A 26,924-nucleotide genomic window follows, 5' to 3' on the forward strand; every position below is an offset into this window, starting at 1 on the left:
GTGGTGACGATCGTTCAGCCGCTCGGGACTGAGGAGGTGAGGCCGCTGTAGGCGTGCAACCCCTTGAAGAAGATGTTGACGACGCCGTAGTTGAACAGCACCGCGCTGAAGCCGATGATGGAGAGCCATGCCGATCGGGTGCCGCGCCACCCGCGCGTGGCTCGCGCGTGGATGTACCCCGCGAACAGGACCCAGATGATGAAAGTCCAGACCTCCTTCGTGTCCCAGCCCCAGTACCGGCCCCATGCGCGTTCCGCCCAAATGGCGCCAGCGATGAGAGTGAAGGTCCAGAAGACGAAGCCGACGACGTTGACACGGTACGCAAGCGATTCGAGGGTCGATGCTCCGGGCAGGGTCTGCACGAATCTCAAGCCCTCCGCCGCGGATGCGGCTGCCCGCGCCCGGATCAGCTGCAAGATCGACAGCCCCGCGCCGATGGCGAAGAACCCGGTGGCGAGGCTCGCGACGAGAACGTGGATCACGATCCAGATCGACTGGAGCGCGGGCGGAAGAGGAACCACGTCGACGTAGAAGTTGACCGTGACGATGCCGAGCGCCAGCAACGAGAACCCCGTGATGTACGCGCCGAGGAAGCGCACGTCGCGCCAGATCTGCACGAGCAGGAACGTCATGACGCCCATCGCCGTGGCCGTCAAGCCGAACTCGAACATGTTGACCCACGGCACCCGCCCGGCGGCGATCCCGCGGGTGACGACAGCACCCATATGAAGAGCGAACGCCACGAGCGTGAGCGCGAAGGCCGCTCGCTGATACCTGGTTCCACCGGCATCGGCGTCCCGTTCACGGGCGGAGGGAAGCCTCTCGAGCAGAAGAGTGGAGCTCGAACCGCCCTCGGCGCCCGATCGACCGACGGCACGAGCGTTGTCAGCGCCGACCTCGATCCCGACCGGGATGGTCCGCGTCGCCGACGAGCGTTTCGCCAGGTCCAGAGTGAAGAGGATGAATGCGATGGTGTAAACGCCCATCGCGGAGTAGACGGCGAGCAGCGAGTACGCCGCGAACTGTTCTGTCACGGGGTCATCGTACGGCGTCCTGGCTGGGAGCAGACCGAGTCGGGAGCGGTCAGTGGTCGCCGTGCCCTGGCAACCGGCCGGCGTACCGGAGGGCTCTCCCGCCTGCGACGGGTCTGTACCGCTGACGCCCTGCGTTGGCGGCTCGGGCGCGAGTGTCGTGGCCGTCGCCGAGCGCGATGCGTACCCGCCGCATGCGGCCGCTGCCGGCGAGGCGATGCCCACGACGACGATGCCGTGACGCTCGGGTCGGTCGACGAGCGCATCCTCACCGAGCTACACGAGTGATGGGATGCGCGGCCGTGGATCCGCCCGGCTGGGGGGCCGTCCGGCCGCGCATCCACCTCGGCAGCACTCGGGGCGCCGCTCAGTGGTCGGTGTGCTCGGGGAGGAAGTCGGGGGTCTCGGCGGGCTGCTCGGGCGCGCCGGGCTCGGGCTGCGGCGCCTGCTCGGGCTGCTGCTCGATGACCTCGGCTCTCGTGCCGCCGAGCTCGGAGGCCGCGATGGCCGGCGTCGCGATGCCCGCGATGACGGCGACGCCGAGGGCGAGCGCGGGCAGCACGACCGCGGGGCGAGTGCGGCGCGGCTCGGCTTGACGGCGCTCGGCGCGCTGGTGCAGGGCGACGAGGAAGGCGGCGCCGAGCGAGAGCACCGTGGCGCCGAGCAGGGCCGCGGTGGGGAGGGCCGAGAGCAGGGCATCCCCGCCGACGGCGGCGAGGGGGAAGAGGAAGGCCGGCGCGATGCCGCCCATGAGGGCCAGCGAGGGCGACGGCACCGAGCGGCGGACGAGGGCGACGACGCCCCAGGCCACCTGGGGCGCGCCGATGACGGCGAGCACGAGCAGCAGCGGCAGGACGGTGCCGGGCACGAGCGCCAGGTGCACGACGCCGGCGCCGATCGCGGTGATGCCCGCGAGTGTGCGGATGACCATGCTCGACCCCTTCGCTCCTGCCCCTGCGCCGCGTGATCGTCGGCTGGGTGCATGCTGTGTCCGGAGCGGGCCGGCGCACGGATGGGTGCGAGGTGCCGCTGTCGGCGTTCTCGGAGCTTCGGGGCCGTGCCGCGCAGCGCCTCGAGCCGCGTCGGAAATCACGGACCCCCGAGGACGGAGACGGCCGCACCCTGCTGATCCGCGGCGGACGCCGACGCATCTCCGAGACTTCCGACGCTCGCGGGCTCGTCAGCGTGCGGTGATCGCGCCGGAGTGGTCGCGGTCGGCATCCGCCGCGGTGTCGCGCCCGGCATCCGCCGCCTCGCCGCGATGCGCCCGCGCGAACTCGTCGACGGCCTGCTCGATGTTCGGGTCGTCGCCACGCGCAAGACCCGCGTACTGCAGGCGCACGTCGTCGCCCTCCTGCTCGGCGACCACCCACAGGCGCCGCCGAGGAACGAAGAGGCTGACGAGGAGCCCCGCGACGATGAGGATCGAGGAGATCAGCACCCCAGCCTGCGTCGGATCATGGTGGATCTCGACGCTGACGAACCGCGGCAGCGCGGTGAACTCCACGGTGCCGAGCCCGTTCGGCAACTGCGCGGACTCACCGAGCCCGAGGACGAGCGAATCCCGACCGGTGTCGCCTCCCGTGATCTGCTCGAGACCATCCGTCGACAGCGAGTAGGCGTTGCGGGACACGCCGTCGTCGAGACCGAGATCTCCGACGAAAGCATTGAAGGTGAGCACCGGCCGATCCGGCTCCGGGTACGCGCTCGTCAGTGCGCCGGAGTCGAGCGTGAGTGCGGAGGGGTAGAAGAATCCGAGCATCCCGAGCTGCTCATCCAGCCCGGTCGGCACCTTTACGACTCCGAGGCTCGTGAGGTTCGAGTCCTGCGGCAGGAAGGGGATCGGCTCGCTGAAGACCTCGACACCCGCAGGGTCCCTCACGGTGACGACCGGAGCGAATCCGTGACCGAGGAGGTAGACGTTCGTTCCGCCGATCGCGATCGGCTCGTTGACCCGGATCTGCCGCTCCGCCTCGACGCCGCCTTCGGTCGTGGTGACGGAGGCGGTGAAGTCGAGGGGTTGCACGATCCCGGTCTCCTGATCGAGCTGCCACTCGGCGTCGAACGAGTCGAGTCGTACGGTGAACGGCTCCAGCTGTCGATCGTCGAAGAATCGGCCCGGCTTAAGCGTGTCCCAATCGCCCCGCACGTTGACGAAGGTCTGGTCCTCGACGAGGATCTTCGCTCCGTTGTATTGGAACCCGCCCGCGAAACCGACCGTCGCGAGCACCCCGATGAGGGCCATGTGGAAGACGAGGTTGCCCGTCTCGCGCAGGTAGCCTCGCTCGGCCGAGAGCGAATCGCCGTATCGCTCGACGCGGTACCGACCCTTCTTCAGCAGCGCTTCGGCCCTCGCGAGCTCGGCCTCGACCGTCGAGTGCTCGGCCGAGTACTCGACGTATCCCACGAGCCTGTTGAGGCGTGCCGGAGTCTTCGGCGGGCGCGACCGGAGCGCCCGGGCATGGTGGATCGTGCGAGGGATGATGCAGCCGATGAGCGAGACGAACAGCAGCAGGTAGATGGCCGAGAACCACGGCGAGGTGTAGGTGTCGAAGAGCTGGAGGGCATCGAGCACCGGGAACAGCTCGGGATTGCGCTGCTCGTACTGGATGACGCCGTTCGGGTCCGCCCCGCGCTGGGGGACGAGCGATCCGGGGATGGCGGCCACGGCGAGCAGCAGGAGCAGCACGAGCGCCGTGCGCATGCTGGTGAGCTGTCGCCAGGCGAACCGGATCCATCCCGCGACCCCGAGCTTCGGCTGCGCGATGCCCGCGGGCGCAGCGGGCTCGACGACGGAGTCGTGATGGTCAGAGGGGCGTAACGGTTCCACCGATCACCGCCCCGAGGCTCGAGACGAATAGCTGCCAGAGGCCGGTGACCATGGCGAGACCGATGACGATGAGCAGGATGCCCCCGACGATGTTGATCGCGCGGATGTGCTTCTTCAGCCACGCGTTCGCCCGCGTCACCCAGCGGAATCCGAGCGCGACGAGCAGGAACGGTATGCCGAGACCCAGGCAGTACGCCAAACCGATCAACGCCGCCCGGCCGAGGCCACCTTCTGTCATGGAGAGAGTTCCGACGGCGACGAGCGTCGGGCCCACGCAGGGGGCCCAGCCGAGTCCGAAGACGATGCCGAGCAGCGGCGCCCCGCCGAGCCCGGTCGCGACGCGGAAGCGCGGCTTGAGCGTGCGTTGCAGGAACGACACCTGCCCGATGAAGACGAGCCCCATCACGATGATGATGACTCCGGCGACGCGCGTGATCACATCGAGGTACTGCTGCACGAACAGGCCCGCCGCGGCAAACACGAGAGAGAATCCGACGAACACGATGCTGAAGCCGAGGACGAACAGCAGCACCCCGAGCAGCAGCCTGCGGCGCTCCGGCCGGTCGTCTGCGGGACCGGCGAGTCCGCTCACGTAGCCGAGGTAGCTGGGCACGAGCGGGAGCACGCACGGTGAGGCGAAGGCGATGAACCCCGCTGCAAGCGCAATGGGGAGAGCCAGGAGGAGCGAGCCGCTGAAGACGATCTCGCCGATCGGATTCACCATCCCCGTCAGCCCGACTCGGCGAGGGTGTCGGTGATCATCGCGCGCAGGGTCGAGGGCTCGGTCAGCAGGCCCGAGATGCGGGCGGCGACCCGGCCCTGGGCATCCACCACCAGAGTCGTCGGCACCGCGTTCGGGGCGACCTGCCCCGCAAAAGCAAGGCGGGCAGCGCCTGACTCGATGTCGATGATCGAGGGGTAGGTGATGCCGAACTCCTCCGCGAAGGCCAGAGACTGCGCGGCCCGGTCGCGGATGTTGATGCCGATGAATGGCACACCCTGCGGCGCGAACTCCTCGCTCAGCGCCTGCAGGTCAGGCGCTTCGACGCGACAGGGCGGGCAGCTGGCGTACCAGAAGTTGACCACGTAGACCTGCCCGGCTAGATCGTCGGAATCGAAAGGCTCTCCTGTGTCGAGGACACCTTGGAAAGAGACGGGAGACTGGCGGTCCTCCGGAGCCACGATCGTGTACGCGCCGTCGCCGGAGATGTACCCCTGGCCCGTCCCCGAACGGAACTCGTCGGCGAGACGGTCGCCCTCCGTCGGCGCGCAACCCGACACGACGAGCGCGGTGGCGACGGCCCCGGCGAGGGCTGTCGCGAAACGATTCTTCATACTGCTCCCAGGTCGGTGGATTGTTCGAGCAAGTCTGCCGCCGGATCCTGATAGTCGATCTCAGTGAACGCGCCGTCGCGCCAGGCGAAGCTCGTGACGCTCGAGAGCGAGCAGCGCCGCTTGCGGGGGTCGTGCGCGAGGCGCTCACCGGCGACCGCCCGGTGCGCCATCCAGATCGGCAGCTGGTGGCTGACCATGACGATCTCGCCGCCGTCGATCGAGCGGTGCGCGTCCTCCATCGCGGCGAGCACGCGCGCAGCGATCTGCGCGAAGGGCTCGCCCCAGGTCGGCACCGAGGGGTCGCGCATGAGGTGCCAGTGCTTGGGGTGCATGACCGTGCGCTTGTTCATGCGCTTGCCCTCGAAGCGGTTCGTCGGCTCGATGATGCGCTCGTCGATGTGCGGCTCGAGCCCGAAGGCCTCGGCCCAGGGCGCCGCCGATTCGCGGGCGCGCTGCAGGGGCGAGGCGTAGAGCGCGGTGACGGGATGCCCGGCGAGCGCCGCGACCGCCGAGGCGGCCATCCGGTGTCCCAGCTCGCTCAAGCCGAACCCCTCGAGCCGCCCGTAGAGCACGCGCTTCGGGTTGTGCACCTCGCCGTGGCGCACGAGGTGGACGATGTCGGCGGGCATGCCGCCCAGTCTAGGAGCCGGGCCTTGGTGGCAGCCCGACCCGCGGAGGGCATCCCCCTCGCCGGTAGACTGCCCTCTCGTGACCCGCACCCTGATCAAGAACCTCGCCCCCTTGCCCGATGGAACCGTGACCGTGGCCGGATGGGTCGAGACGGTGCGCGACCAGAAGAAGGTGCAGTTCGTCGTCCTGCGCGACGAGTCGGGCGCACTCCAGCTCGTGAACCCCGCGACGCGCGCGCTGGAGCTGGAAGGCGAGGCCATTTCTGGCCTCGCCCGCGACGCCAGCGCCGATGGGTCTCTGACCCATCGGACTCCGGAGGCCATCACCGAGGCCATCTCGGGCCTCGCCCACGGCACGATGGTGCGCGTCACCGGCGAGCTGAAGCACGACGAGCGCGTGAAGCTGGGCGGCATCGAGGTCAAGATCGCCGAGCTCGAGGTCGTCTCCGAGGCCCTGCCCGAGACCCCGATCGCCGACGACTCGAGCCTCGACAAGCGCCTCGACTGGCGGTTCCTCGACCTGCGCCGCCCCGAGGCCGCGCTGATCTTCCGCATCCAGACGACCTTCGAGCACGCGCTGCGCACCTACTGGGTCGACCGCGACTTCATCGAGATCCACACCCCGAAGCTCATGGCGAGCGCCTCCGAATCGCGCGCCGAGCTGTTCGAGCTCGAGTACTTCGACGGCAAGGCCTACCTCTCGCAGAGCCCGCAGTTCTTCAAGCAGATGGCGCAGCCCGCCGGCTTCGGCCGCGTGTTCGAGATCGCGCCGGCGTTCCGCGCCGACCCCTCGTTCACCTCGCGCCACGCGACCGAGTTCACCTCGATCGACGCCGAGTTCAGCTGGATCGACTCGCACGAGGACGTCATGGCGATGCACGAGGAGCTGCTCGCGGCCGCGTTCACCGCGGTCGTCGAGAAGCACGGGGCCGAGATCGAGGCGGCGTTCGGCGTCGAGCTCGCGGTGCCCGCGCTGCCCTTCCCGCGCATCCCGCTCGCCGAGGCGCACGAGATCGTGAAGGCCCGCGGCTACGAGGTGCCCCGCACCGACGGCGACCTCGACCCCGAGGGCGAGCGCCAGCTGTCGGCCCACGTGAAGGAGACCACGGGCCACGACTTCGTCTTCGTGACCGACTACGCCAGCGGGATCCGGCCGTTCTACCACATGCGCCACGAGGGGGATGCGGCGGTCACGAACAGCTACGACCTGCTGTACAACGGCACCGAGATCTCCACCGGGGCCCAGCGCGAGCACCGGGTCGAGGTGCTCATCGAGCAGGCTCGGGAGAAGGGCCTCGAGCCCGAGGAGCTCGAGTTCTACCTCGACTTCTTCCGCTACGGTGTCCCCCCGCACGGCGGCTTCGGCATGGGACTCGCGCGCGTGCTCATGCTCATGCTCGGCCTCGGGTCGATTCGCGAGACCACGTACCTCTTCCGCGGTCCGACGCGCCTGCTGCCCTAGGACCGTCCCGCGGGGCGACATGGGGTGCGCTCCCCATGACCCCGCCCCGTGAGGAGCGGTAACGTCGTCGCCGTACCTGAGGGGGGATCGACGAACGATGAGCGACATCCTGCTCGACCTGGAGCGGCTGCGAGAGGCGCGCACCGGTCTGCGGGCATCCATCGAGGCGTTCAGCGAGGCTGCGTCCTTCGCCGACGGCATCGAGCGAGCGATCGGTCGCCCCGATGATCGGGGGGCGCTGCGCGACAAGGCGCACGACTTCGAGGGCGCGTGGAACGACAAGCGCGACGCGCTCGCCGAGAACCTGCAGAACATCGAGGAGCAGCTGACGTCGATCATCGACGGCTGGACGGAGTGGGATTCGCAGACCGCGGCCGATCTCGAGGGCGCCGTGAGCTCGACACCGGGCGGAGGGGCATGATGCGCTCCCCGAACCGCGGCTACGAGCTGCGCCGGCTCGAGGGCGAGTCGTACGAGATCTGGGAGCGCGGAGACCGGCTCGTGCAGCTCGGCGAGCAGATGGGGTCGACGGCCGACACCCTGCGCACCATCGGCGACTCCTCCGTGCACCGCTCGAAGGGCACCGAGAAGCTCGCCGAGATGGCGAGCGAGACGGCGACCGACCTCGCCGCCGCGGCGACCCGCTACGACCTCACCGGTCGCACGCTGCGCACCTACGCCGCGGCGCTCGGCACGGCGCAGAACTGGATCCACCCGCGCATCGACGACATCGAGGCGGCCGAGCGCGCGTACGAGGCGGCGCAGGAGGCCCGCGCCGACGCCGTCTCGGCGCACGACCGGCTCGAGAGCGTGCTGCCGTGGGAGGACGAGCCGACCGATCAGCAGCGCGCCTCGACCGACGCCGACGTGTCCCAGGCGACCACCGCCCTCACGCTCGCACAGGAGAATCGCGACGAGTTGTGGGAGCAGTTCGAGACCCGGTTCAGCACGTGGTCGGACGCCTACGACGACGCCGTGGACGGCATTCAGAACGCGATGGACACCGCCGACAACAACGACGGCTTCTGGGAGTTCATCGACAATGCCCTCGACGTGGTCGCGGTCGTGCTGCTGGTCTTGACGGTTCTCGCGCTGATCATCGGAGCTCCGATCGCGGGACTGCTGGGAGCGATCATGCTCGGCCTCGCGGCCCTCGTGCTCGCGCTCAATCTTCTGAAGCTCGCCTTCGGACGCGCCACGCTGAGCGACGTCGCCTGGGCGGCTGTCGGCCTGCTGCCGTTCGGCCTCGGGCGCATCCTCTCACGCGGCGCTCCCCTACTGTCTGCCGTCATGCGCACCAGTCGCGGCGCCATCACGCAGGCAATCCGATCGAGTCTGCCAGCATTTCGGCTGCACCGGTGGAGCACCTGGGGGACGCCGTGGAACTGGCTCCGCGCTCCCGCGCACGCCCGTGCGGCAGCTCCTCATCCAGGAGTCTTCGTCAATCCCTTCCGCTCGATGGCGAACGGCGGGGCGCAGCTGCAGCAGATGCAGCGCTTCGCCGCCGGCCTGCGGACGTCCCCGTGGAGCGAGCTCGCGGAAGTGAGACAGGTCGCGGCCGTCGTCGACGCGGCCCGGCCGACAGTGGCCCAGGCCGCCGTGAACGTCGGCTCTTGGTCGACATTCTTCGCTCTCGACGTGAGCGACATCGCGGGCGTGCCGCCGGACATCCCGTTGCTCGACGAAGTGCGAGTCCCGTGATCGCTCCGGAAGCCGTCCTCGGAGGGCAGAGCCGTTCGACGAACCGCGGCATGGCCGCCGCTGCCGTGACCCTGCTCACTCCGGCGGCCGTGCTGATCGCCTACCTCGTCGGCTCGCTCGCGCTCACGGGGGCACAGGTGATCGACGATCGGCCGCCCGTCTGGCGTCCGGTCGTGGACTGGCCTGTCTTCACCGTGAGCCCGTGGATCACCGTGCTGCTCGCGGTGGGCGCGCTCGCCTCAGTGGTCCATCAGGCGCGCCGCGCCACCGTTACCCGAGCGCTCGTCCTCACCACGCTGCTCGGATGGGCAGCGGCATCCGCAGGCTCCTCGTGGTTCTTCGCTCTCGCCCTGCCCCCTGCCGCGCTGGTCGGCTCACCCCTTCTGGGCCGCAGCGATCACCTGATTGCGGCCGGCATAGGGGTGCTCGTCATCGCCGTACTCATCGTGCGCCTCGTAACGGTGGGGCGGTCGCATGACCGACTGGTGCGGGCAGGGCTGCTCGGCTCCGGGGTGCTCCGCACTCCCGACGATTGGGACCCTCGAGCCGCCTTCACCCTCGACGCGCCGGTGCACTGGCACCGGATCGGTTCGGAGGTGCTGCCGCCGCACGTGAACTCGTCGAGCGAGGCTCCGGTCTCGTTTCTGCTCGCAGGATCGTCGGTCGACCGGGCACCGAGCGCGTCCGGCGAAGAGTTCGTGGTCTCGAGCGGGACTTCGGTCGAGCGCTCGGTCGCTCGCACCGACGACGTGATCGCGGTGTCGTACGTCTTCTCACGGAACCGCGGCGATGACACCCGGCTCGACGCGATCATCCGCCCGTCCAGCATGCGTTCACCCGGCGAGGTCGACGCGCTCGTCGCGACGGCTGACACGATCGCGGGCACGTTCCGATGGCGCACGTGATCGACGAACGGAGCGCCCATGACGACCGCTGACGGCGTCGTCGCGATACCCGACAGCATCGCCGCCTCCTTCCGCTGGAGGTCGTGATCGTCGACCCGCCCTTCATCCTGCGGGACCGCGCTTATTGGCCGCTCGTCGCCGTCATCGGTATCTGCACGATCGGCCTCACTGTCATCGGCATCGGATTCGGCATTCTGTCGAGCATGCTCTCGGGCGGTCAGATCACCGAGGTCCAGCGTCCGACTCGCAGCGCGATCGTCCCGTGGCCGTTCGTCACGCCTCCCGCGCTCCTGACGATCGTGGCGGCCGCGCTCGCTCTGGGGGCGAGCATCCTCCTCGCGGCGCGCACGTCCGTTCGCACCTCCGGATTCCTGACCACGACTTTCGGCTGGTCGCTCGCAGGCATGCTCGGCGCCGGGGCGCTCGCGGTCGCTTTCCCGAACGCGCGCGTCGGCGGATCCGCCCTGATTCCCGGTCTCTCCGACCACGCCATCGGCGCCGCGGGATTCGCGCTCGGGGCCGTGACGTCGATCCTCGGGCAGACCCGCCTGCAAACGGGGTACACGGCTGCGCGCGCTGCGGGTCTGAATCCGGCGTTCTTCCCGATCGTCCCCCCGCAGGGCGCTTCGCTCGTGCCGGAGCTCCACATCGAGGCTCCGCCGATGTGGCGGTGGATCCTCCACGACGGGCGGCCTGCGATCGCGCGCACGGACGATCGTCCCGCGCCGATGCGGATCGTCGTGCCGGACCGGGACGCGCCCCCGTTATCCGACCCCGCGCCGACGGCAGCGGCCGTCAACGGAGCACCGACCCGACGCGAGATCATCACCGACTCCTCAGGAGGCACGATCATGCGATACCGGTACCAGGCGAAGATCGACGAGCCGGAAAGAGTGATAGAGATTCACATCACCGCGACCTCCGACCGCCACTCGATGCAGGCCTACCGCGACTGCGCCGACTTGATCGCCGGCAGCGTGCGATGGACGGCGGTGCTTGCCGAGAAGCGCAGACGACCGTGGTGGCGCCGATGACCGCCCCACCCACGGGCTACCACCTGCTCGTGCCGCCCGGCTGGCGGCGCTTCACCGCCGACCTCGAGGGCAAGAAGCAGCTCATCGCGCTCGCCTCCGAGAAGCTCAAGCCGCTCGGCCGCCCCGACCTCGACGCCGAGGTGCGAACGATGATCGAGCAGCAGTGGAGCAGGCTCGCGAGCCTGCGCGCCGACGGCGTGTACATGCCCGGCGACGACGAGGACCTGCCCGTCACGCCCATGACTCTGGCGGTGCTGCGGCAGGTCGCGCGCCCCGGCACGACCTTCGCCGACCGGGTGCAGGAGCTGGCCCGCACCGCGCCGACCCCGATCGAGACGCCCCTGGGGGTCGTGCACCGGTGGGAGACCTCCGAGCGCTCCATGGGCGAGCTCGAGGGGTCGAGCGCGCGCATCGTGGGCTACGGCATCCCGGTGCCGGGCGAGCGGCCCGATCGCGGCGCGGTGCTGCTGGTGAGCATCCCGTACCCCAACGATGCCGACCGCGAGATCGTCGACGCCCTCGTCGAGCTCGCCGACACGATCGCGGAGACCTTCCGATGGCGATGACCCTGCAGTACGCGCTCGACCTCGACCACCGGCTGTGGCTGCCGGTGCCGCTGGCCTTCCCCTGGAACGAGTACGCCTCGGCCGAGGAGTGGGCCACCGCGATCGCCGAGGGGATGCTCGCCGAGGTCGACCCGTCGATCCAGGCCGCCCGCCCGGAGCTCGACGCCGCGCAGCGCCGCGAGCTGCTGCGCGCCACCGCGCTCGCCACCGCCGTCGCCGAGCCGCCGCTCGACGCGGTGTCGGAGCGCTTCTGGCTGCTGCCCCGCGAGGGCCGCGAGGCCGTCGTGCACCTCTACGTCTCCGACTACGAGGGCGGCACCACGCACGACGACCTCGCGGCGATCGCCGTCGCCGGCGTCGGCGGGGTGCTGCACGGCATCGAGATGACCCCCGGCACCGGCTTCGACGTCGCGGCGCGGGCCCTCGTGCTGCTCGAGACCACGACGCCGCCCGTCGTGGTGACGCGCCTCATCGGCATCGCCGAGCAGGCCGTCGCCGTGCTCGAGCTCATCCACCCCGACCCCTCGGCCGTGGCCGAGGTGCTGCCGGCCATGGAGCCGCTGTTCGCGAGCATCCGGATGCGCCGGACGCCCGAGCCGCGCTAGCGGGCCCCGGAGCGCCGGCGGGTCAGAGGGTGAAGTCGGGCCGGATGCTCCAGCCCGTGTACTCCTCGAGCGTCGCGAGCAGCGTCAGCGCCTGCAGGCGGGCGTGGTCGTCGCTCACGGTCGAGTAGACGTCGATCGCGAGGGGCGGCGGCTCGCCGAACTTGGGGATCTCGATCTCGACCCAGGCGCCCTCGGCGAGCGGCACCTGCGGGCGCATGGTGCGCTGGTTCTCGACGGGGCGGTCGACGGCGAGGGCGACGATGGCGAGGGCATCCAGCTTGGTGACGGCGCTGCGCACCACGATCGTGGCGCAGTACTCGACCGGCTGGGGTGAGCGGGGCCCCAGGCGGGAGAGGAATCGGCTGGCGTCGAATCGCGACATCGTGCGTTCACGCTAGGGCGCGAATCTGGGGGGATGCCGCGCGCACGATGCACGGAATACTCCCGGTATTCGATGCGTTTGCATGGATATCATCGACGGCGTCGACAGGAGAGCACCATGACCGCCACCACCGAGGGCCTGCACCACGTCACCGCGATCGCGGGCGACCCCCAGAAGAACATCGACTTCTACATCCGCGGCCTCGGCCTGCGGCTCGTCAAGAAGACCGTCAACTTCGACGACCCCGGCACCTATCACCTCTACTACGGCGACGAGGCGGGCCGGCCCGGCAGCCTGATGACCTTCTTCCCGTGGCGGGGCGTCGCCCCCGGCCGCGTCGGCGCCGGCCAGTCGACCTCGACCGCCTTCAGCGTTCCCGCCGGCTCGCTCGGCTGGTGGCACCAGCACTTCGGCGACCTCGGCTTCGACCCGCGCATCACCTCGACCTCGAGCACCGAGGAGCGCCTGCTCGTCAGCGACCCCGACGGTCTGCAGATCGAGCTCGTCGCCACCCACGCCGACGACCCCCGCGACCCCTGGGACTCGGCGAGCGTGCCCGCCGAGCACGCCATCCGCGGTCAGCACTCGAGCGTGCTCACCGTGCGCGACGCCGAGCGCACCGTCGGCCTCATGGTGAACGACCTCGGGATGCGCGTGGTCGAGCAGGAGGGCAACCGCACCCGCCTCGCCGCCGGCGACGGCGCCCCCGGCACCCTCGTCGACGTGCACGCCTCGAGCCTCGCCCCCGCGGGCCTGACCGCCGGAGGCACCGTGCACCACATCGCCTTCCGGGTGCCCGACCAGGCCACCCAGCAGCTGTGGCGCGACGAGCTCGCGAGCAAGGGCCACCAGGTCACCGAGATCCTCGACCGGCAGTACTTCACGAGCATCTACTTCCGCGAGCCGGGCGGCGTGCTCTTCGAGATCGCCACCGACACCCCCGGCTTCGACATCGACGAGCCGCTGCTCGAGCTCGGCCGCTCGCTCAAGCTGCCGCCGTGGCTCGAGCCCTCGCGCGAGGCGATCGAGGCGCGCGTGATCCCGGTCGCGCTGCCGGAGGAGAACAACCCGGAGGTGGCGGCATGACCGCCGGCACCCCGGCGCTCGCCGATCAGCCGCACCTGTTCCGCGCGGGGGAGGCCGGGCATCCGGTGCTGCTGATGCTGCACGGCACCGGCGACACCGAGAACGGCATCGCGCCGCTCGCCGCGCACCTCGACCCGCAGGCGGGCGTGCTCGCCCCCCGCGGGCGGGTGCTCGAGGGCGGGGCGACCCGCTGGTTCCGCCGCATGGGCGAGGGCGTGTTCGACGTCGACGACGTGATCGTGCGCGCCGGCGAGCTGGCCGCCTTCGTGGCCGCCGCGCGCGTCGAGTACGGCATCGAGGATGCCCCGCTCATCGCCGTCGGATTCTCCAACGGCGCCAACATCGGCCTGGCCACCGCCCTGCTGCACCCCGAGGCGATCGACCGGGTCGTGGCGCTCTGCGGCATGTACCCCTTCGCCGAGCGCGACCCGATCGGCGACGTCTCCGCGGTGTCGGCCCTGCTCGTCAACGGCGCGGCCGACCCGATGGCGCCCGCGGCGAGCGTCGCGCACCTCGCCGAGGTCGCCGAGCAGCACGGGGCGACCGTGCGCCGGCACATCCGCGCCGGCGGTCACGGCGTCGACGTCGGCGACATCGCCGCGGCGAAGGAGTGGCTGGCGCAGCAGCGCGCCGACGCGTAGCCTGAGCCTTGCTCGGGCCTCGCCGGGCGGGTCCGGGGGTTCTCGTGCGCGGTCGGTTCTTCGGCGCGGCGGGCATCGCCGTCATGGCTCTGCTGGTGAGCGCGGGATGCACGAGCGGGGTCGGCGCAGCATCCGGCTTGCTCGAGCGCGAGCAGGCCGCCGAGGACCGCGTCGACACCCCGAGCCCCTTCGAGACGACGGCATTCGACCCGGAGACCACTCGACTGCTCGGTGAGCACGACGGCGTCCGGTTCTACTTCGTCGTCGATACCGAGGCACGGGACACAGGCGGGGAATCCGACTGCCTCCTGGCCGTCCCTGCAGTGGAGGAGAACTGGCTCGGCCTCTGCAACGGCGGCGGGGAGGGAGGCGGCGGCGGGATCGGCGTCGGCTCGTTCCGGTACGACCTCAACGGTTACGTGTCACCCGAGCTGGCGGAGGACGAGGTCGCCGTCGGCGACTACGTGATCGCCGTGCTCGACGAGTAGCCCGCGCCGGGCATCCCCCGACCGCGACCGCTAGGAGAGCGGCTGGTCCTTGCGCTTGACGCTGTTGCCCTTGCTGCCGACCTGGTGCGACATGCGCGGGTCGTCGGAGAGATCGAGGCCGCCGGGCGAGAGGGAGGCCACGGCCATCTCCTCGAGCCACTCGCGGTCGAGCTGCTTGTGCGCGGGGCCGTCGTAGCGGAAGTAGAGCGGGATCGACGGGTCGACCCAGACGGCGCTGCGGCCGTCGCCGACGCTCTGCGGGTCGCGCCAGCTGAGGAAGAAGTTCTCGCCCCGGCGCAGCTTGCCGGCGAACAGGATCTGCAGGTGCTGGAGGACGTAGTCGTCGAAGGCGAACTCCTGCCCCGTGGTGCTGTAGACGAGGGTGCCCATGCCGTGTCCTTCTTGCTGCGTGCCCGTGGATCGTCGCGAGTAGGTTCGCGCTCGCCCCATATTACGCGGGCGGAGCGACCGTTCTCACCCGCGACCGGGCCATGACCAGGCAGGACCCTCGAACGGCAGCAGCCCGACGACCTCGGTCGCGAGACCGGGCTTCACGAGCTCGATCACGCCGGAGTCGGAGCGGAGTCCGCGGACGAGACCCTCGGCGTGCGAGACGACGACGACCTGCGTGTGCTCGGCCGCGTCGACGATGAGCGCGGCGAGCGCCGGCAGCAGGCTCGGGTGCAGGCTCGCCTCGGGCTCGTTGAGCACCAGCAGCCCCGGCGGCCGCGGCGAGAGCAGCGCCGTCGCCAGCAGCAGGAACCGCAGCGTGCCGTCGCTGAGCTCGGCCGCCTCGAAGGAGCGGCGCGCCCGGGGCTGCCGCAGCCCCACGCGGGCGATGCCGCGGTCGTCGTCCTCGACGACCGCCTCGGCCCCGTCGAACGCCTCGGCGACGGCGCTCTGCAGCCGCTCGGCGTGGCCGATCCGCAGCACGGTCGCGAGCGCGCCGGGCAGGTTGGCGCCGTCCCCCGCGAGCGCGGGGGTGAAGGTGGCCGGGCCGGGGCGTCGCGCGGGCGCCTCGGCGTCGGTGCGCAGCGCGTCGTAGAAGCGCCAGCCGCGCGCCCGCTCGCGCAGCGCGAAGAGCTCGGGCGACGAGTCGGGGTCGGCGAGGGTCGCGAGCATCGATTCGGTGTCGCGCACCCGCCAGGGCGCCGTCTCGAGCGCGCCGGAGGCGCCGCGCAGCCGCACCCGCGCCGAGCGTCGATCGGCCGCGATCGTCGACGGCCGGCGGGTCTCGCCCGTCCACACCACCTCGGTCTTCACCTCCGGATCCTGCGGGAAGGGGCTCACGCCCGGCTGCGGCATGCCGAGATCGATCGCGTACGACAGCTCGTCGGCCGCGAAGCCGAAGCGCATGGCGAGGGGCTCGCGCCGGATGCGGTCGTCGGCGTGCACCGCGCTGCGCATGCCGCCCTCCGCGGCGAGCGCGCTCAGCGCCCCCTCGCGCACGATGCCGGCGAGCAGTCGCAGCGCCCGGTACAGGTTCGACTTGCCGCTGCCGTTGGCGCCCGTGACGACGGTGAGCCGCTCCAAGGGGACGACGAGGTGGGCGAGCGACCGGTAGTTCTCGACGGCGAGGGTGCGCAGCATGCCGCCCAGGCTAGGGGCGACCGCCGACGCGGGGCGGGCATCCCGAATCGGATCGGGCTTGGCGCGCGCGGTGCGAGGGGGTTACGCTCGACCCATCGTGAGCACTCTCCGCTGTCTCTGCTGTCGCCGCTAGTCGGTCGCCTCCGCGACCCCCGGCGCGCTCCTGCCGCGCCCCCGACAGCAGAACCCGCTCACGACTCGTCCTCGCGCGCGACCCAGGCCCCTCCCGGGCGGGGTTCGCCACGATGGATGCTCGGGCGACGCCGTCGGGACACCTGACCCCGCACCGCCCACCGAAAGGAACCCTCCCGTGGCATCCCTCCCCGTCATCGACCTCTCCCTGCTCGACGGCTCCCCCGACGACCAGCGGCGCTTCCGCGACGAGCTGCGCGCCGCGACGCACGACGTCGGCTTCTTCTACCTCGTCGGGCACGGCGTGCCGGACGACCTCTGGGCGCGCATGTTCGACACCGCGCGCGACTTCTTCGCCCTGCCGGAGGAGCAGAAGCTCGCGATCGAGAACGTCAACAGCCCGCACTTCCGCGGCTACACGCGCACCGGCGGCGAGCGCACGCTCGGCAAGGTCGACTGGCGCGAGCAGATCGACATCGGCGCCGAGCGCCCGGCCGTGCCCGCCGGTGAGGGCGTGGAGGACTTCTGGATCCTCGACGGCCCGAACCTCTGGCCCGAGCAGCTGCCGCAGCTGCGCGTCGACGCGGAGGAGTGGATGGCGCTGCTCACCGACGTGAGCACCCGCCTGCTGCGCGCCTGGGCCGAGTCGCTGGGAGCATCCCCCGACGTCTTCGACGAGGCCTTCGCCGCGAACCCCTCGCCCAACATGAAGATCGTGCGGTACCCGGGGATCAACGCCGAGGAGCCCGCCCAGGGCGTCGGCGCGCACAAGGACCTCGGCGTGCTGACCCTGCTCGCCGTCGAGCAGGGCAAGGCCGGCCTGCAGGTGGAGAAGGACGGCGACTGGATCGACGCACCGCCCATCGACAAGGCCTTCGTCGTCAACATCGGCGAGCTGCTCGAGATCGCCACCGACGGCTACCTCAAGGCGACCAACCACCGGGTCATCTCGCCGAAGGCGGGCACCGAGCGCATCTCCATCCCGTACTTCCACGGGCCCGCGCTCGACGCCGTCATCCCGACCATCGAGCTGCCCGCCGAGCTCGCCGCCGAGGCGCCGGGCGTCGAGCGCGACCCGAACAACCCGCTGCACCCGGTGTTCGGCCGCAACTGGCTGAAGAGCCGGCTGCGCGCCCACCCGAACGTGGTGGAGGCGCAGCACCCGCACCTGCTGGTGAAGAACTAGCGGGCGTGAGCTCCGCCTGCCGGCCGGGCACGGCATGCCCGACCGGCACGCGGGCACTCGCGCACGGGTCAGTCGTCAGTGGCCCGACTCGCCTTGACACACACGAGAACTACCGCGGCAACACTGGCGAGAGGAATCACCGACGTCACGAGTGTGCGCATCCATGGATCGCGGAACCCCGCCCAGTAGAAGATCAGAATCGCCGCACCGACGATCAGGACGGCTATCGCGACACGGCCGGTAGTGGAACCACCTGCGACCTGCCGAACCGCTTTCGATGTCGGCATCATGCTCGCGGAGGATTGCAGTAGGGGCTCTCGTCTCCGTAGATCACCGGGAACGGCGGGGTCAAGTTGGGGGCCACGCGATTGATCCGCATCGCCACGCAGTCGTACTGGTTCTTCGCCTGGACTGCCGTCACCCAGAACGCAACAGCGTAGGCGGAACAAGCGAATACGACACCAGGAATTGGAGCCAGGAGAGTTGCGCCACCGCACAGAACCGTCCCGGCCGCCAGCGCGGTCTCAGAGGCTGTGAAAGTCTCCGCCCACGTGAACTCCAGTGTGCAAAAAATCGCATCGCAGGCCACACGAGGGTCTGCGACAACCGGGTACTCGAATCCGACGTGGTCGACTACTTGAATAATCGAGCTACCCACAACCTCGTAGCGCGTAGGGACCGGCTCACCATTCGCGTCCACCGCCCAAGGGGGCGCGATCGCGTTGAGAACGTTGCCGCTCGGGTCCAGAATCTGGATTGCGTCTCCAACAGCCTGGAGCGCCGCCGGCTGTCCGTCGACTGCAACATCGAAAGCAAAGCGGGATGGCGCTGTGTTGTCGTGCATGACTGCATACGCTGCGGGCCTCCCGTCAATCGCTGCAGTAACCAGGTCATAGCCGGCTTCCGCGCTGAACACGGCAAGGTCACCTGCGCGGTTGAGGGTTCCTTCTGGCGCTGAGGGAGTGATGCTGACCGTCCCTGTCCCGCTGTCAACGCGCAGTGCGCCGTCGGATTCCGCTATCTGAGCGCTCGAAGCAACGACCTCCGGGACATCACCTTGTGTCCCTGCACGAGAGGCTGTCGACTGATCGGTGATGCCGAGACTGCTGAGGGCCGAGAGCGTCGCCTCGTATTCAAGCGCCGCAGCCGTGTCAGACGCGGGCGCAGCAAGTGCTGCCGTCGGGACGGTAGACCAGGCCCCGAGCATGAGACTGAGCGCTGCCACCGCCCCTACACCCCTCGTGAGTTGCCGATTTCGCATGAGACCTCCAGACCAGTAGAGCGATCGTTCCACCCCCGTATGGGGGTCTTCACGATAACCCGAAGTCGACAGGGCCTCAACCCCAAGGACGAGGCTCCGAGTGAAGTCCCCCAGCGCCTAAAAGCCACGTGGCGGGACGTAGGCCCGCGAAGCGCGAGGCCGGCCCTCGACGCCGTCATCCCCACCATCGAGCTCCCCGCCGAGGCGCCGGGCGTCGAGCTCGACCCGAACAACCCGCTGCACCCGGTGTTCGGCCGCAACTGGCTGAAGAGCCGGTTGCGCGCGCACCCCAACGTGGTCGAGGCGCAGCACCCGCGCCTGCTGGTGAAGAACTAGCGGACGCGGCACGGGTCGGCCGAGTGCGCCCCTAGCGCTCGGCCGACCGCAGCACCACGAGCGGGGTGGGCGCCCCGCGCATCCGGGCGAGGGCGTCGAGATCGGCGTCCTTCTCATGGGCCTGGAACACCGCCCAGAGGCGCTCCCGCTCGGCCCCGGTCGCCTCGCTCGCGCGCACGGCGCGGCTGCCGCCCGGCAGATCGATCGTGGCCACAGGATGCGCCTGCAAGTTGATCCACCAGGCCGGCGGCGGCTCGCCCCAGCCGTTCATCGCCATCGTGACGATGTCGGCGCCGTCCTCGACGTCGGCGACGATCGCGACGCGCGCCCTGCCGGTACGGCGGCCAACGGTGTGCAGCCGCATCATGCCGTAGACGCCGGGGCGCGGTCGGCGCAGCCCCTTCCGTCCGCCGGTCACCCGGTACAGAGCCCGATGCACGGCCCAGGCCGTGACGATGAACCAGCGCGGCGGGATGCGGGGCGGGGGCGTCGGCGCGGTGGGGTCGTTCACGCTGATGATCCTGGCGCGGGCGCCGCGGTGCGGCAAGGGTCGATCAGGACGAGCTGTCGGCCGGCCGCAGGTCGAGGCGGCGCAGCAGCTGCGCGTTGAGGGCGACGACGATCGTCGACAGCGACATGAGCACCGCGCCGACCGACATCGGCAGGATGAAGCCGACAGGCGCCAGGATGCCCGCCGCGAGCGGCACGGAGAGCAGGTTGTAGCCCGCCGCCCACCACAGGTTCTGCTTCATCTTGCGGTAGCTCGCCCGCGACAGCTCGATGACGGAGAGCACGGAGCGCGGGTCGTCGCCGGCGAGGATCACGCCGGCCGAGCCGATAGCGACGTCCGTTCCCGCGCCGATGGCGATGCCGACGTCGGCCTGGGCGAGCGCGGGGGCGTCGTTGACGCCGTCGCCCACCATCGCGACCTTGCGGCCCTCCTTCTGCAGGGACTCGACGCGAGCCGCCTTGTCCTCGGGGCGCACGCCGGCGAAGACGCGGTCGAGGCCGAGCTCGGCGGCGACGGTCTGCGCCACGGCCTCCGCATCACCGGTGATCATGACGACGGTGATGCCGCGCTGCTGCAGGGCATCCACCGCCTGCCGCGATTCGGGGCGGATCTCGTCGGCGAGCGCGAGCGCCCCGGCCACGCGGCCGTCGACGAGCACGTGCAGGATGATCGCGCCCTGCTCGCGCCACTGCTCGGCGACGGCCAACTCGGCGGCATCGTGGTCGTCGAGCAGGCGCGGGCCTCCGACGGCGATGGTGCGGCCGTCGACCTCGGCGCTGACGCCGGTGGCCGGGCTCGACGTGAAGCCGGTGGCGGTCGGGATGCTCAGCTCGCGGTCCTTCGCGGCCGCGACGATCGCGCGGGCGAGCGGGTGCTCGCTGTCGCCCTCCGCGGCCGCGGCGAGCGCCAGCAGCTCCTCGTCGGTGACGCCCTCGGCCGTCTCGACGTGGGTGACGGTCGGAGCCCCCTTCGTGAGCGTGCCGGTCTTGTCGAACAGCACGGTGTCGACGGTGCGCATGCTCTCGAGCGCGAGGCGGTCCTTCACCAGCACGCCGGCGCGGGCCGCTCTCTCGGTGGCGATGGAGACGACGAGCGGGATGGCGAGGCCGAGTGCGTGCGGGCAGGCGATGACGAGCACGGTGATGGTGCGCACGACGGCGTCGCCGGGGCTGCCGAGCAGCAGCCAGGTGGCGGCGGTGATGACGGCCGCACCGAGCGCGAACCAGAACAGCCACTTCGCGGCGGTGTCGGCGAGCCGCTGCGCCCGCGAGCTGGAGTTCTGCGCCGTCTCGACGAGCTGGCGGATGCCCGCGATCGCCGTATCGTCGCCCACCGCGGTGACGGCGATGCGCACGCCGGAGTCGGTGGCGACGGTTCCGGCGACGACCTGGTCGCCCTCGCCGCGGCGGACGGTGCGCGATTCGCCCGTGATCATCGACTCGTCGAACTCGGCGGCGCCCTGCGTGATGCGCCCGTCAGCGGGTACGCGGGCGCCGGGGCGCACGATGACGATGTCCTCGAGCTGCAGGTCGTCGGGCGAGACGGTCTCGGTGCCGTCGGCGGTGACGCGCTCGGCCTCGTCGGGCAGCAGGGCCGCGAGCGAGTCGAGCGCGCTCGTGGTCTGGGCGAGCGATCGCATCTCGATCCAGTGGCCGAGCAGCATGATCACGACGAGGAGCGCGAGTTCCCACCAGAAGTCCAGCTCATGCGAGAGCAGGCCGAGGCTCGCGCCCATGCTCGAGATGAAGGCTGTCGTGATGGCGAGTGCGATGAGCAGCATCATGCCGGGCTTCCGCGCCTTCAGCTCGCCGAAGGCGCCGGTCAGGAACGGGCGCCCGCCCCACACGAAGATGACGGTTCCGAGCACCGGCGAGATCCATTCGACCCCCGGGATGCCCGGCAGTTCGTAGCCCAGCAGCGTCGAGAACATCATGCTGAAGCCGACGACCGGCACGGCGAGCACGAGGTTCCACCAGAACAGTCGGCGGAACTGCGCGACGTGGTCGCCGTGCCCGGCGTGTCCGCCGTGGCCGCCGCCGTGACCGGCGTGGGCGTCGTGCTGAGCGTGGTCGTGGGAGGGGGCGTCGGCGTGCTGAGTGTGCTGGCTCATGGTTCCACGGTATACCCCCCTGGGGTATTCCGCAAGAGCGGTCGGCTAACCGCGGGCCTAGGGTGAGCGCGACCGAGGAGTGGCGAATGACGAAGAAGCAGAGCATGCACGGATCCGTGAAGCGGGTGCCGAAGAAGCTGTACGAGGCAGAGCTGCAGCGCCTGCAGATCGAGCTCGTCGAGATGCAGCAGTGGGTCATCGCGACCGGGGCCCGGGTGCTGGTGATCTTCGAGGGGCGCGACGCCGCCGGCAAGGGCGGCGCCATCAAGCGCGTCATGCAGTACCTCAACCCGCGGCACGCCCGCGTCGTGGCGCTGCCGCAGCCCACCGAGCGCGAGAAGGGCCAGTGGTACTTCCAGCGCTACATCGAGCGCCTGCCGACGGCGGGCGAGATCGTGCTCATGGACCGCTCCTGGTACAACCGCGCCGGCGTCGAGCGCGTCATGGGTACTCGACGGACGAGGAGTACCGCCGCTTCCTGCACCAGGTTCCCGTCGTCGAGCGGATGCTCGTCGAGGACGGCATCACCGTCATCAAGTACTGGTACTCGGTCTCGGACGACGTGCAGCAGGCCCGCTTCGCCTCGCGCCTGGAGGACCCGATGCGGCGCTGGAAGCTGTCCTCCACCGACCTCGAGTCGATCCTGCGCTGGGAGGACTACTCGCGCGCGAAGGACGCCATGTTCGAGGCCACCGACATCCCCGAGGCGCCGTGGTGGACCATCGAGAGCGACGACAAGCGGGCATCCCGTCTCAACACCATCAGCCACCTGCTGAGCCAGCTCGACTACCACCGCACCGAGCTCGACGAGGTGGTCATCCCCGACCGCCCCGAGGCGACCGACTACGAGCGGCCGCCGCGCGAGCAGCACCAGTACGTGCCCGACGTCGCGCGCGAGCTGCGGAAGAGCGCGAAGAAGAGCAAGAAAAAGTAGGCGACATCTGCCCGCAGGCTAGCTGTCGATTAGTTCCTTCGATGCCTTTTTAAGGATGGCGAGCACCCGCTCCAGGACATCGTCAGAGTCCTTGACATCGTCAAAACCAACCTGCCGTGCCGAAAAAGCCAGCACAACTGCCCAATATTCTCGAGTTGACGTCTTGCGGCTCTCCGCCCATCGTTGAACTGCTGCAAACCATTCCGGACAGTCGGAACTTGACCCGAACGACAGTTCGCCGAAGTCCGTCTCAATGGATGAAACCGAGGGCCATCCAGCGCCCCTCAAGCGCGAATCTGGATGCACGAGAGTCGAAAGAAGCAGGGCGATTGGGTCGACGAGCCCCGAAGCGAACTCATTGCCATCCGAGTCGATCAGCACCGGCTGGCCGTCACAGATCAGAATGTTTGCGGGGTGGAGGTCTCCGTGACTCAAGACCATAGAGACCCCGACCCACATCTCGGGCGAAGGAACCGGCACCCCGAGACCACGAAGTCTCGCGTCTAGTTGCTCCCACGGGATGAAGGGAGCCACAACACTACTGAGAGTCCGACTCAACGGTGACGACCTCTGCAATCCGTCCAGTGCGCTTGCAACCGTTGCAACGTGCCCCGCTGAAGCTGAATCCTGAGCAGGTATCATGCTCAGGAGCGGTATTGGGGCATCCCCCGCAAGCTGGAGCACTCCAACCAGGTAGCCGCCCATCAGACCTGCCACCGTCTCCACCCGCCGGGCTATGTGCTCGCGTCGCAAAAGATCTTGCAGTCCACCTGGCGGAGAAACTTTCCGACTTTGCTTCACAACCACGCGAGCAACAGTCCCATCGGGAGCGGAGATGTCGCATTGCCACACCTTGGCGTCGGTTAGTCCCCCCGCGAGAAGCCTCGCGGAGACACCAGCCGCCGAATAGTGAGCACCGACCCTGCGCAATACGCGTTTGTCAATGTCCGGGCAAGTCACACCCCCAAGTTCCAAGTCGATGTCGTCCAGCGCGCGGATTGCGTCTCTAAGTACTTTGAGGTGACGCTCAAACATGTCGAATTGTGTTTTTCGCAACACGGTCACACGGTCAACACGCAGGGCGCCTTGATCAAGTACCAGGCCGGCTCCGACGACAGCAGCCTGAGCATGAACAAAGTTCGTATATCCGCTGAAAATTACTATTCGGGCATCGGCATAGCGCGTTGCAACAGCGTTGAATAAGGCGTCGCCGAGCTCATCCGCCTTCGTTTCACCACTTCTCATCGGCAGCTTGCGGTCCAGAACGAATAGATCAATAAACTGTATGGGGCCATCAACAAAGTCAAGTGCCGATTGAACGTCTACGAATCCGGTCACCACAAAACCGGCTTCACGTAGAGCGGCGCTCGCCTCGAAGAATTGCTGCGGGTCGTCGTCTACCAAAACTGCGCGCGGTTCAGGCATTGACCGCCACCTCTCCCGTAAGCGTGAACGTGGCAACCCCACTTTGCCCCGTTACCCTGAACCCATAAGCCAGCCTCGCAGAAGCGGATTGGACTAGAGAAATTCCTATTCCTTGATGGCCAGCCTTAGTCGAAATTCCGGCCGCCTCCACGTCTTGAACGTCGAATTGACTACCCCGGAACGCGTTACTCACCCGGACCCAAAATCTGCCATCTACCTCACTCCACGCGACCGAGACAGGAGGTGGATCCTCAAGCTCGTTGGATGCGTCCACCGCATTTTGATATACGTTAGACAAGATCAGCTCGAACAGTCCCAGATCCGTTTGGATATTCGGCCGCCGACCAATCAGCTCTTGGGCAGGTGAGAATGAGGGAGTCGTCGCGAAGTCAGGCCAGGTCCCCCGGAGGACATCTTCCAAATCTACCGACACCAGTTCAAGTGGCGAGTCAGCCTTGATTAGAGCAACGATCGCGTCGACTCTCCTTTCGAGTCTGTTGACGGCGTCATTCGTCCCGCTTTTCGGAAATTCTTCAATTTCCTTGTTGCCGGCGCGACGGATCCAACCAATGGGCGGGGAAAGTTCATGGCGTATAAGGCGAGCAAGTTCAGGTGCGTCCACATGCGGCGTACCCATGACCGAAGGCGCTTTCGTCTCCGTCTCAGGAGGGGATGCTTGACGCGCGGCAAGCACGTCGTTGAAGATCTGCCTAATTTGGTTGACTGGCTCGTTCTGTAACGAACGCATGAGCATGGTCACACTCAGCACGTTTGGGTTCGCTTTAGCCCACAGTGCGGCCTTGAGCCGCAAGCTCGGAGACTCCGAGTTGAGCGCGGACAAGATCCAGTCGGGTATCTCCACTAGAGAAGACTGCCGTGCTCTTCGTAAAACGCGGATCTGCGCGCGAAAGCGTCCCGTCCACCTTCCATTAGGCTTGTGATCGCATCAACGATGGGTTGCTCATCGAATTTCCCATCTGCCCGCACGTGGCCATGTTGACCATCACTAGCCATCACGAAAACGCGTCCGGCAGAGCCCAATACCGGGATGTTGGCATTGTGCGTAGCAACGATGGTCTGAACGGCACTTGCCGATCGTCTCACCATCCCGGTAACGACATGATCCACAAGGTATGCATTATCAAGATGGTCTTCTGGTTGGTCCAAGATCAGCGTGCGGTCACGCTCAGACAGGACGATCGGCAGGGTAACGGCACATTTTTGTCCGGTCGATAGGGTTTCCACGCTCTTGTCGACCGCACCATCTCGTAGCAAGAAGTCAACGCTGTCCAAAAGTGCGACTTGCGACAAACTAGCCAGGGCATCGGGCGAATCGAGGGCGCCGATGACCCGAGCTGCTTGATCGTGCGTCAGATCGCCTGCCGAAGCTAAAGCGAGCACGTCCTGTGCCTCCACAATCTCCAACAGGAAGCGCGGCAGAACTCGTGCAGCCAGCGAGTCAATCAATGACGACCTGGTGTGCGTGCCCTTCAACCGTTCGAGCAACAACGTTCGCAGTTCCCGGGTGTCGGACAGGTGCTGAACCGATACAACGATGTGATTATCGATCTCCTGCGATGTGACTTTCGCTACAGCCAGTCGAGCGCGAAAAAGTCTTTCTTCCGCGGCCTCAACAGTCGCGTACTCAAAATCCCTCTCAGCACGCATTGTCTGCAATTCCTGCTCGAGGACGGATATTTGCGCGTCCACGGCATCAAGCTCGAGCAACTGTGCATTCACATTTCTGATCTGCGCAGTCAATTGCCCCAGACCGGCCTCGGTTTCTTCCAGAGTTGCCCTTAGGGGCGCGGCAGTTTCCTTCAAACCGCTCTCGGCAGCGACGGAAGTATCTGTTTGTATTCTTATTTCGCGGTCAATGCGACCAGACTCGCCAGTAGCCATGCTCAGGAGCTCTTCAACGCGAGCAATGTGCGATGACAGGTCGCCCGCGGCCCCGATCGAATCGCGCGCCAGCATAGCAAGGCGCGTAGCGATTTCTGACGCAAGCGCTACAGTCTCGTGAAGTTTCGCGTTAGCTTCCCTGGCCCTCGTGAGTCCATCAAGCTTTCTAGCGAGTGCACTCGATTTCTCTTCCACTGCGTTGAGTTGGTCGCGCTGGGATGCAAGGGGGCTACCGGACTCTCCAACAATCGCTGCCTCCTGCGACTTGAAAATTTCACGGTCGGCTTCGAGCCCAGGGCGCTTGAGCGACTCCTCGCGGAGGTCTTCAAGAACTCTCCTTGACTCGAACAGTCGCCGAGTTAGGTTGGCGATCCTTGATCGATCGGGCACAGATTGGGCATCGCCCGCCCGAAGGTCGAGCAGGCGAAGTCTGCTAGCCGGATCGGAAGCGATGTCCTCGAGCTCGCTTTGGCCGAGTACCAAGACAGAATGCGACAGCTCCGGTCTGCGCCCGCGCCCCTTCGCGTCGACGATGATCTGGGAACCACCGTTAGCGTCTTCGAGGTCCACTATGGCCTCCCCAGAGCCAAGGACGGCCGCAAGTAGAGCTTGACGAGCGGTCTCGCGTTGCCGGTCGGCATGTTCGGCCCCTATGGCGTGGCGGATCAGCTCCAGCAAAGTCGTCTTGCCCGCGCCTCGCGGACCGACAACAACGTTCAACCCCTTGATGAAGGAAACGTCTAGTCCGTTCAGGAACCCACCATTGATTCGGAGCCTGGATACCCACATGTCGATGCTCCATCCGTCGCTTCCCGCACGGGACCATGACCTCGAAATCAGAG

27 protein-coding genes and 1 pseudogene are annotated in these 26,924 nt (G+C 68.4%); 13 read left to right on the top strand and 15 right to left on the bottom strand.

Annotation, left to right across the window (positions count from 1 at the left end; genetic code table 11):
* Positions 1-14 precede the first annotated feature (14 nt).
* The 6 genes from ccsB to HGB54_RS11245 all read right to left on the bottom strand — a co-directional run bounded on the left by ccsB (position 15) and on the right by HGB54_RS11245 (position 5,825).
* Complete coding sequence (ccsB, locus tag HGB54_RS11220) at positions 15-1,256, bottom strand: c-type cytochrome biogenesis protein CcsB (protein WP_407663488.1); 1,242 nt, start codon at positions 1,254-1,256, stop codon at positions 15-17.
* A gap of 142 nt (positions 1,257-1,398) precedes the next feature.
* A complete protein-coding gene (locus HGB54_RS11225; protein ID WP_168916488.1) occupies positions 1,399-1,962 on the bottom strand; it encodes a hypothetical protein in 564 nt (187 codons plus the stop codon).
* 249 nt (positions 1,963-2,211) lie between these two features.
* The gene (gene resB, locus HGB54_RS11230) at positions 2,212-3,861 is read right to left on the bottom strand and encodes a cytochrome c biogenesis protein ResB (protein WP_168916489.1); all 1,650 of its coding nucleotides are present in this window, start codon (positions 3,859-3,861) and stop codon (positions 2,212-2,214) included.
* Complete coding sequence (locus HGB54_RS11235) at positions 3,839-4,585, bottom strand: cytochrome c biogenesis CcdA family protein (protein ID WP_228545817.1); 747 nt, start codon at positions 4,583-4,585, stop codon at positions 3,839-3,841. Before HGB54_RS11235 ends, resB begins: the two co-directional genes overlap by 23 nt.
* A gap of 5 nt (positions 4,586-4,590) precedes the next feature.
* On the bottom strand, positions 4,591-5,196 hold the full coding sequence (locus tag HGB54_RS11240) for a TlpA family protein disulfide reductase (RefSeq protein ID WP_168916490.1): 606 nt from the start codon (positions 5,194-5,196) through the stop codon (positions 4,591-4,593).
* The gene (locus HGB54_RS11245; protein WP_168916491.1) at positions 5,193-5,825 is read right to left on the bottom strand and encodes a histidine phosphatase family protein; all 633 of its coding nucleotides are present in this window, start codon (positions 5,823-5,825) and stop codon (positions 5,193-5,195) included. Before HGB54_RS11245 ends, HGB54_RS11240 begins: the two co-directional genes overlap by 4 nt.
* 91 nt (positions 5,826-5,916) lie before the next feature.
* On the opposite strand from HGB54_RS11245, the gene aspS reads away from it, so the two are divergent.
* From aspS to HGB54_RS11280, 7 genes are all read left to right on the top strand, one after another.
* Positions 5,917-7,287, top strand: coding sequence for an aspartate--tRNA(Asn) ligase (gene aspS, locus HGB54_RS11250; protein ID WP_228546032.1), 1,371 nt, complete (start codon positions 5,917-5,919; stop codon positions 7,285-7,287).
* Positions 7,288-7,384: 97 nt separating this feature from the next.
* Complete coding sequence (locus HGB54_RS11255; RefSeq protein WP_168916493.1) at positions 7,385-7,708, top strand: flagellar protein FlgN; 324 nt, start codon at positions 7,385-7,387, stop codon at positions 7,706-7,708.
* Positions 7,705-8,988, top strand: a complete 1,284-nt coding sequence (locus HGB54_RS11260; RefSeq protein ID WP_168916494.1) for a hypothetical protein — start codon at positions 7,705-7,707, stop codon at positions 8,986-8,988. Before HGB54_RS11255 ends, HGB54_RS11260 begins: the two co-directional genes overlap by 4 nt.
* A 50-nt stretch (positions 8,989-9,038) precedes the next feature.
* Positions 9,039-9,893: a hypothetical protein gene (locus HGB54_RS11265; RefSeq protein WP_168916495.1), complete on the top strand. Its 855-nt coding sequence runs from the start codon at positions 9,039-9,041 to the stop codon at positions 9,891-9,893.
* A gap of 83 nt (positions 9,894-9,976) precedes the next feature.
* Positions 9,977-10,927, top strand: a complete 951-nt coding sequence (locus HGB54_RS11270; protein ID WP_168916496.1) for a GumC domain-containing protein — start codon at positions 9,977-9,979, stop codon at positions 10,925-10,927.
* Positions 10,924-11,493, top strand: a complete 570-nt coding sequence (locus tag HGB54_RS11275) for a hypothetical protein (RefSeq protein ID WP_168916497.1) — start codon at positions 10,924-10,926, stop codon at positions 11,491-11,493. The genes HGB54_RS11270 and HGB54_RS11275 overlap by 4 nt, the downstream gene beginning before the upstream one ends.
* Positions 11,484-12,098: a hypothetical protein gene (locus HGB54_RS11280; RefSeq protein ID WP_168916498.1), complete on the top strand. Its 615-nt coding sequence runs from the start codon at positions 11,484-11,486 to the stop codon at positions 12,096-12,098. Before HGB54_RS11275 ends, HGB54_RS11280 begins: the two co-directional genes overlap by 10 nt.
* 22 nt (positions 12,099-12,120) lie before the next feature.
* Here HGB54_RS11280 and HGB54_RS11285 read toward each other — a convergent pair whose 3' ends face one another.
* Positions 12,121-12,480: a hypothetical protein gene (locus tag HGB54_RS11285; RefSeq protein ID WP_168916499.1), complete on the bottom strand. Its 360-nt coding sequence runs from the start codon at positions 12,478-12,480 to the stop codon at positions 12,121-12,123.
* Positions 12,481-12,597: 117 nt separating this feature from the next.
* Between HGB54_RS11285 and HGB54_RS11290 the strand changes: the two genes are divergently transcribed.
* The 3 genes from HGB54_RS11290 to HGB54_RS11300 are packed head-to-tail and all read left to right on the top strand — an operon-like array spanning position 12,598 to position 14,695.
* Entirely contained in the window at positions 12,598-13,566 is a 969-nt protein-coding gene (locus tag HGB54_RS11290; protein WP_168916500.1) for a ring-cleaving dioxygenase, read from the top strand.
* Entirely contained in the window at positions 13,563-14,207 is a 645-nt protein-coding gene (locus HGB54_RS11295; RefSeq protein ID WP_168916501.1) for an alpha/beta hydrolase, read from the top strand. The genes HGB54_RS11290 and HGB54_RS11295 overlap by 4 nt, the downstream gene beginning before the upstream one ends.
* Positions 14,208-14,251: 44 nt before the next feature.
* Positions 14,252-14,695: a hypothetical protein gene (locus HGB54_RS11300; RefSeq protein ID WP_168916502.1), complete on the top strand. Its 444-nt coding sequence runs from the start codon at positions 14,252-14,254 to the stop codon at positions 14,693-14,695.
* Positions 14,696-14,725: 30 nt separating this feature from the next.
* Here HGB54_RS11300 and HGB54_RS11305 read toward each other — a convergent pair whose 3' ends face one another.
* Both HGB54_RS11305 and HGB54_RS11310 read right to left on the bottom strand, forming a co-directional pair.
* Positions 14,726-15,085, bottom strand: a complete 360-nt coding sequence (locus tag HGB54_RS11305; RefSeq protein ID WP_228545818.1) for a DUF7882 family protein — start codon at positions 15,083-15,085, stop codon at positions 14,726-14,728.
* 84 nt (positions 15,086-15,169) lie between these two features.
* Positions 15,170-16,285, bottom strand: a complete 1,116-nt coding sequence (locus tag HGB54_RS11310; RefSeq protein WP_168916503.1) for an AAA family ATPase — start codon at positions 16,283-16,285, stop codon at positions 15,170-15,172.
* A 310-nt stretch (positions 16,286-16,595) separates the two neighbouring features.
* On the opposite strand from HGB54_RS11310, the gene HGB54_RS11315 reads away from it, so the two are divergent.
* Positions 16,596-17,603, top strand: a complete 1,008-nt coding sequence (locus HGB54_RS11315; RefSeq protein ID WP_168916504.1) for an isopenicillin N synthase family dioxygenase — start codon at positions 16,596-16,598, stop codon at positions 17,601-17,603.
* 286 nt (positions 17,604-17,889) lie between these two features.
* Here HGB54_RS11315 and HGB54_RS11320 read toward each other — a convergent pair whose 3' ends face one another.
* Positions 17,890-18,828: a hypothetical protein gene (locus HGB54_RS11320; RefSeq protein WP_168916505.1), complete on the bottom strand. Its 939-nt coding sequence runs from the start codon at positions 18,826-18,828 to the stop codon at positions 17,890-17,892.
* A 75-nt stretch (positions 18,829-18,903) separates the two neighbouring features.
* Here HGB54_RS11320 and HGB54_RS12790 point away from each other — a divergent pair, with 75 nt between their 5' ends.
* Positions 18,904-19,200: a hypothetical protein gene (locus HGB54_RS12790; RefSeq protein ID WP_323740668.1), complete on the top strand. Its 297-nt coding sequence runs from the start codon at positions 18,904-18,906 to the stop codon at positions 19,198-19,200.
* A 31-nt stretch (positions 19,201-19,231) separates the two neighbouring features.
* On the opposite strand, the gene HGB54_RS11330 is transcribed toward HGB54_RS12790, so the two are convergent.
* Both HGB54_RS11330 and HGB54_RS11335 read right to left on the bottom strand, forming a co-directional pair.
* Positions 19,232-19,711: a nitroreductase/quinone reductase family protein gene (locus tag HGB54_RS11330; protein ID WP_228545819.1), complete on the bottom strand. Its 480-nt coding sequence runs from the start codon at positions 19,709-19,711 to the stop codon at positions 19,232-19,234.
* A 43-nt stretch (positions 19,712-19,754) separates the two neighbouring features.
* Entirely contained in the window at positions 19,755-21,821 is a 2,067-nt protein-coding gene (locus HGB54_RS11335) for a heavy metal translocating P-type ATPase (RefSeq protein ID WP_168916506.1), read from the bottom strand.
* A gap of 86 nt (positions 21,822-21,907) precedes the next feature.
* Here HGB54_RS11335 and ppk2 point away from each other — a divergent pair.
* Positions 21,908-22,755, top strand: a pseudogene (gene ppk2 / locus HGB54_RS11340) (polyphosphate kinase 2).
* Between the two features lie 18 nt (positions 22,756-22,773).
* On the opposite strand, the gene HGB54_RS11345 reads toward ppk2, so the two are convergent.
* The 3 genes from HGB54_RS11345 to HGB54_RS11355 all read right to left on the bottom strand — a co-directional run bounded on the left by HGB54_RS11345 (position 22,774) and on the right by HGB54_RS11355 (position 26,871).
* Positions 22,774-24,180 carry a hypothetical protein gene (locus tag HGB54_RS11345; protein ID WP_168916507.1) on the bottom strand — a complete coding sequence of 469 codons (1,407 nt, stop codon included), beginning with the start codon at positions 24,178-24,180 and terminating at the stop codon, positions 22,774-22,776.
* A complete protein-coding gene (locus HGB54_RS11350) occupies positions 24,173-24,934 on the bottom strand; it encodes a GHKL domain-containing protein (protein WP_228546033.1) in 762 nt (253 codons plus the stop codon). The genes HGB54_RS11345 and HGB54_RS11350 overlap by 8 nt, the downstream gene beginning before the upstream one ends.
* Before the next feature lie 107 nt (positions 24,935-25,041).
* The gene (locus tag HGB54_RS11355; RefSeq protein ID WP_168916509.1) at positions 25,042-26,871 is read right to left on the bottom strand and encodes an AAA family ATPase; all 1,830 of its coding nucleotides are present in this window, start codon (positions 26,869-26,871) and stop codon (positions 25,042-25,044) included.
* Positions 26,872-26,924: the final 53 nt, after the last annotated feature.

It is taken from the genome of Microcella flavibacter (genome assembly GCF_012530535.1).
Lineage (GTDB): Bacteria > Actinomycetota > Actinomycetes > Actinomycetales > Microbacteriaceae > Microcella > Microcella flavibacter.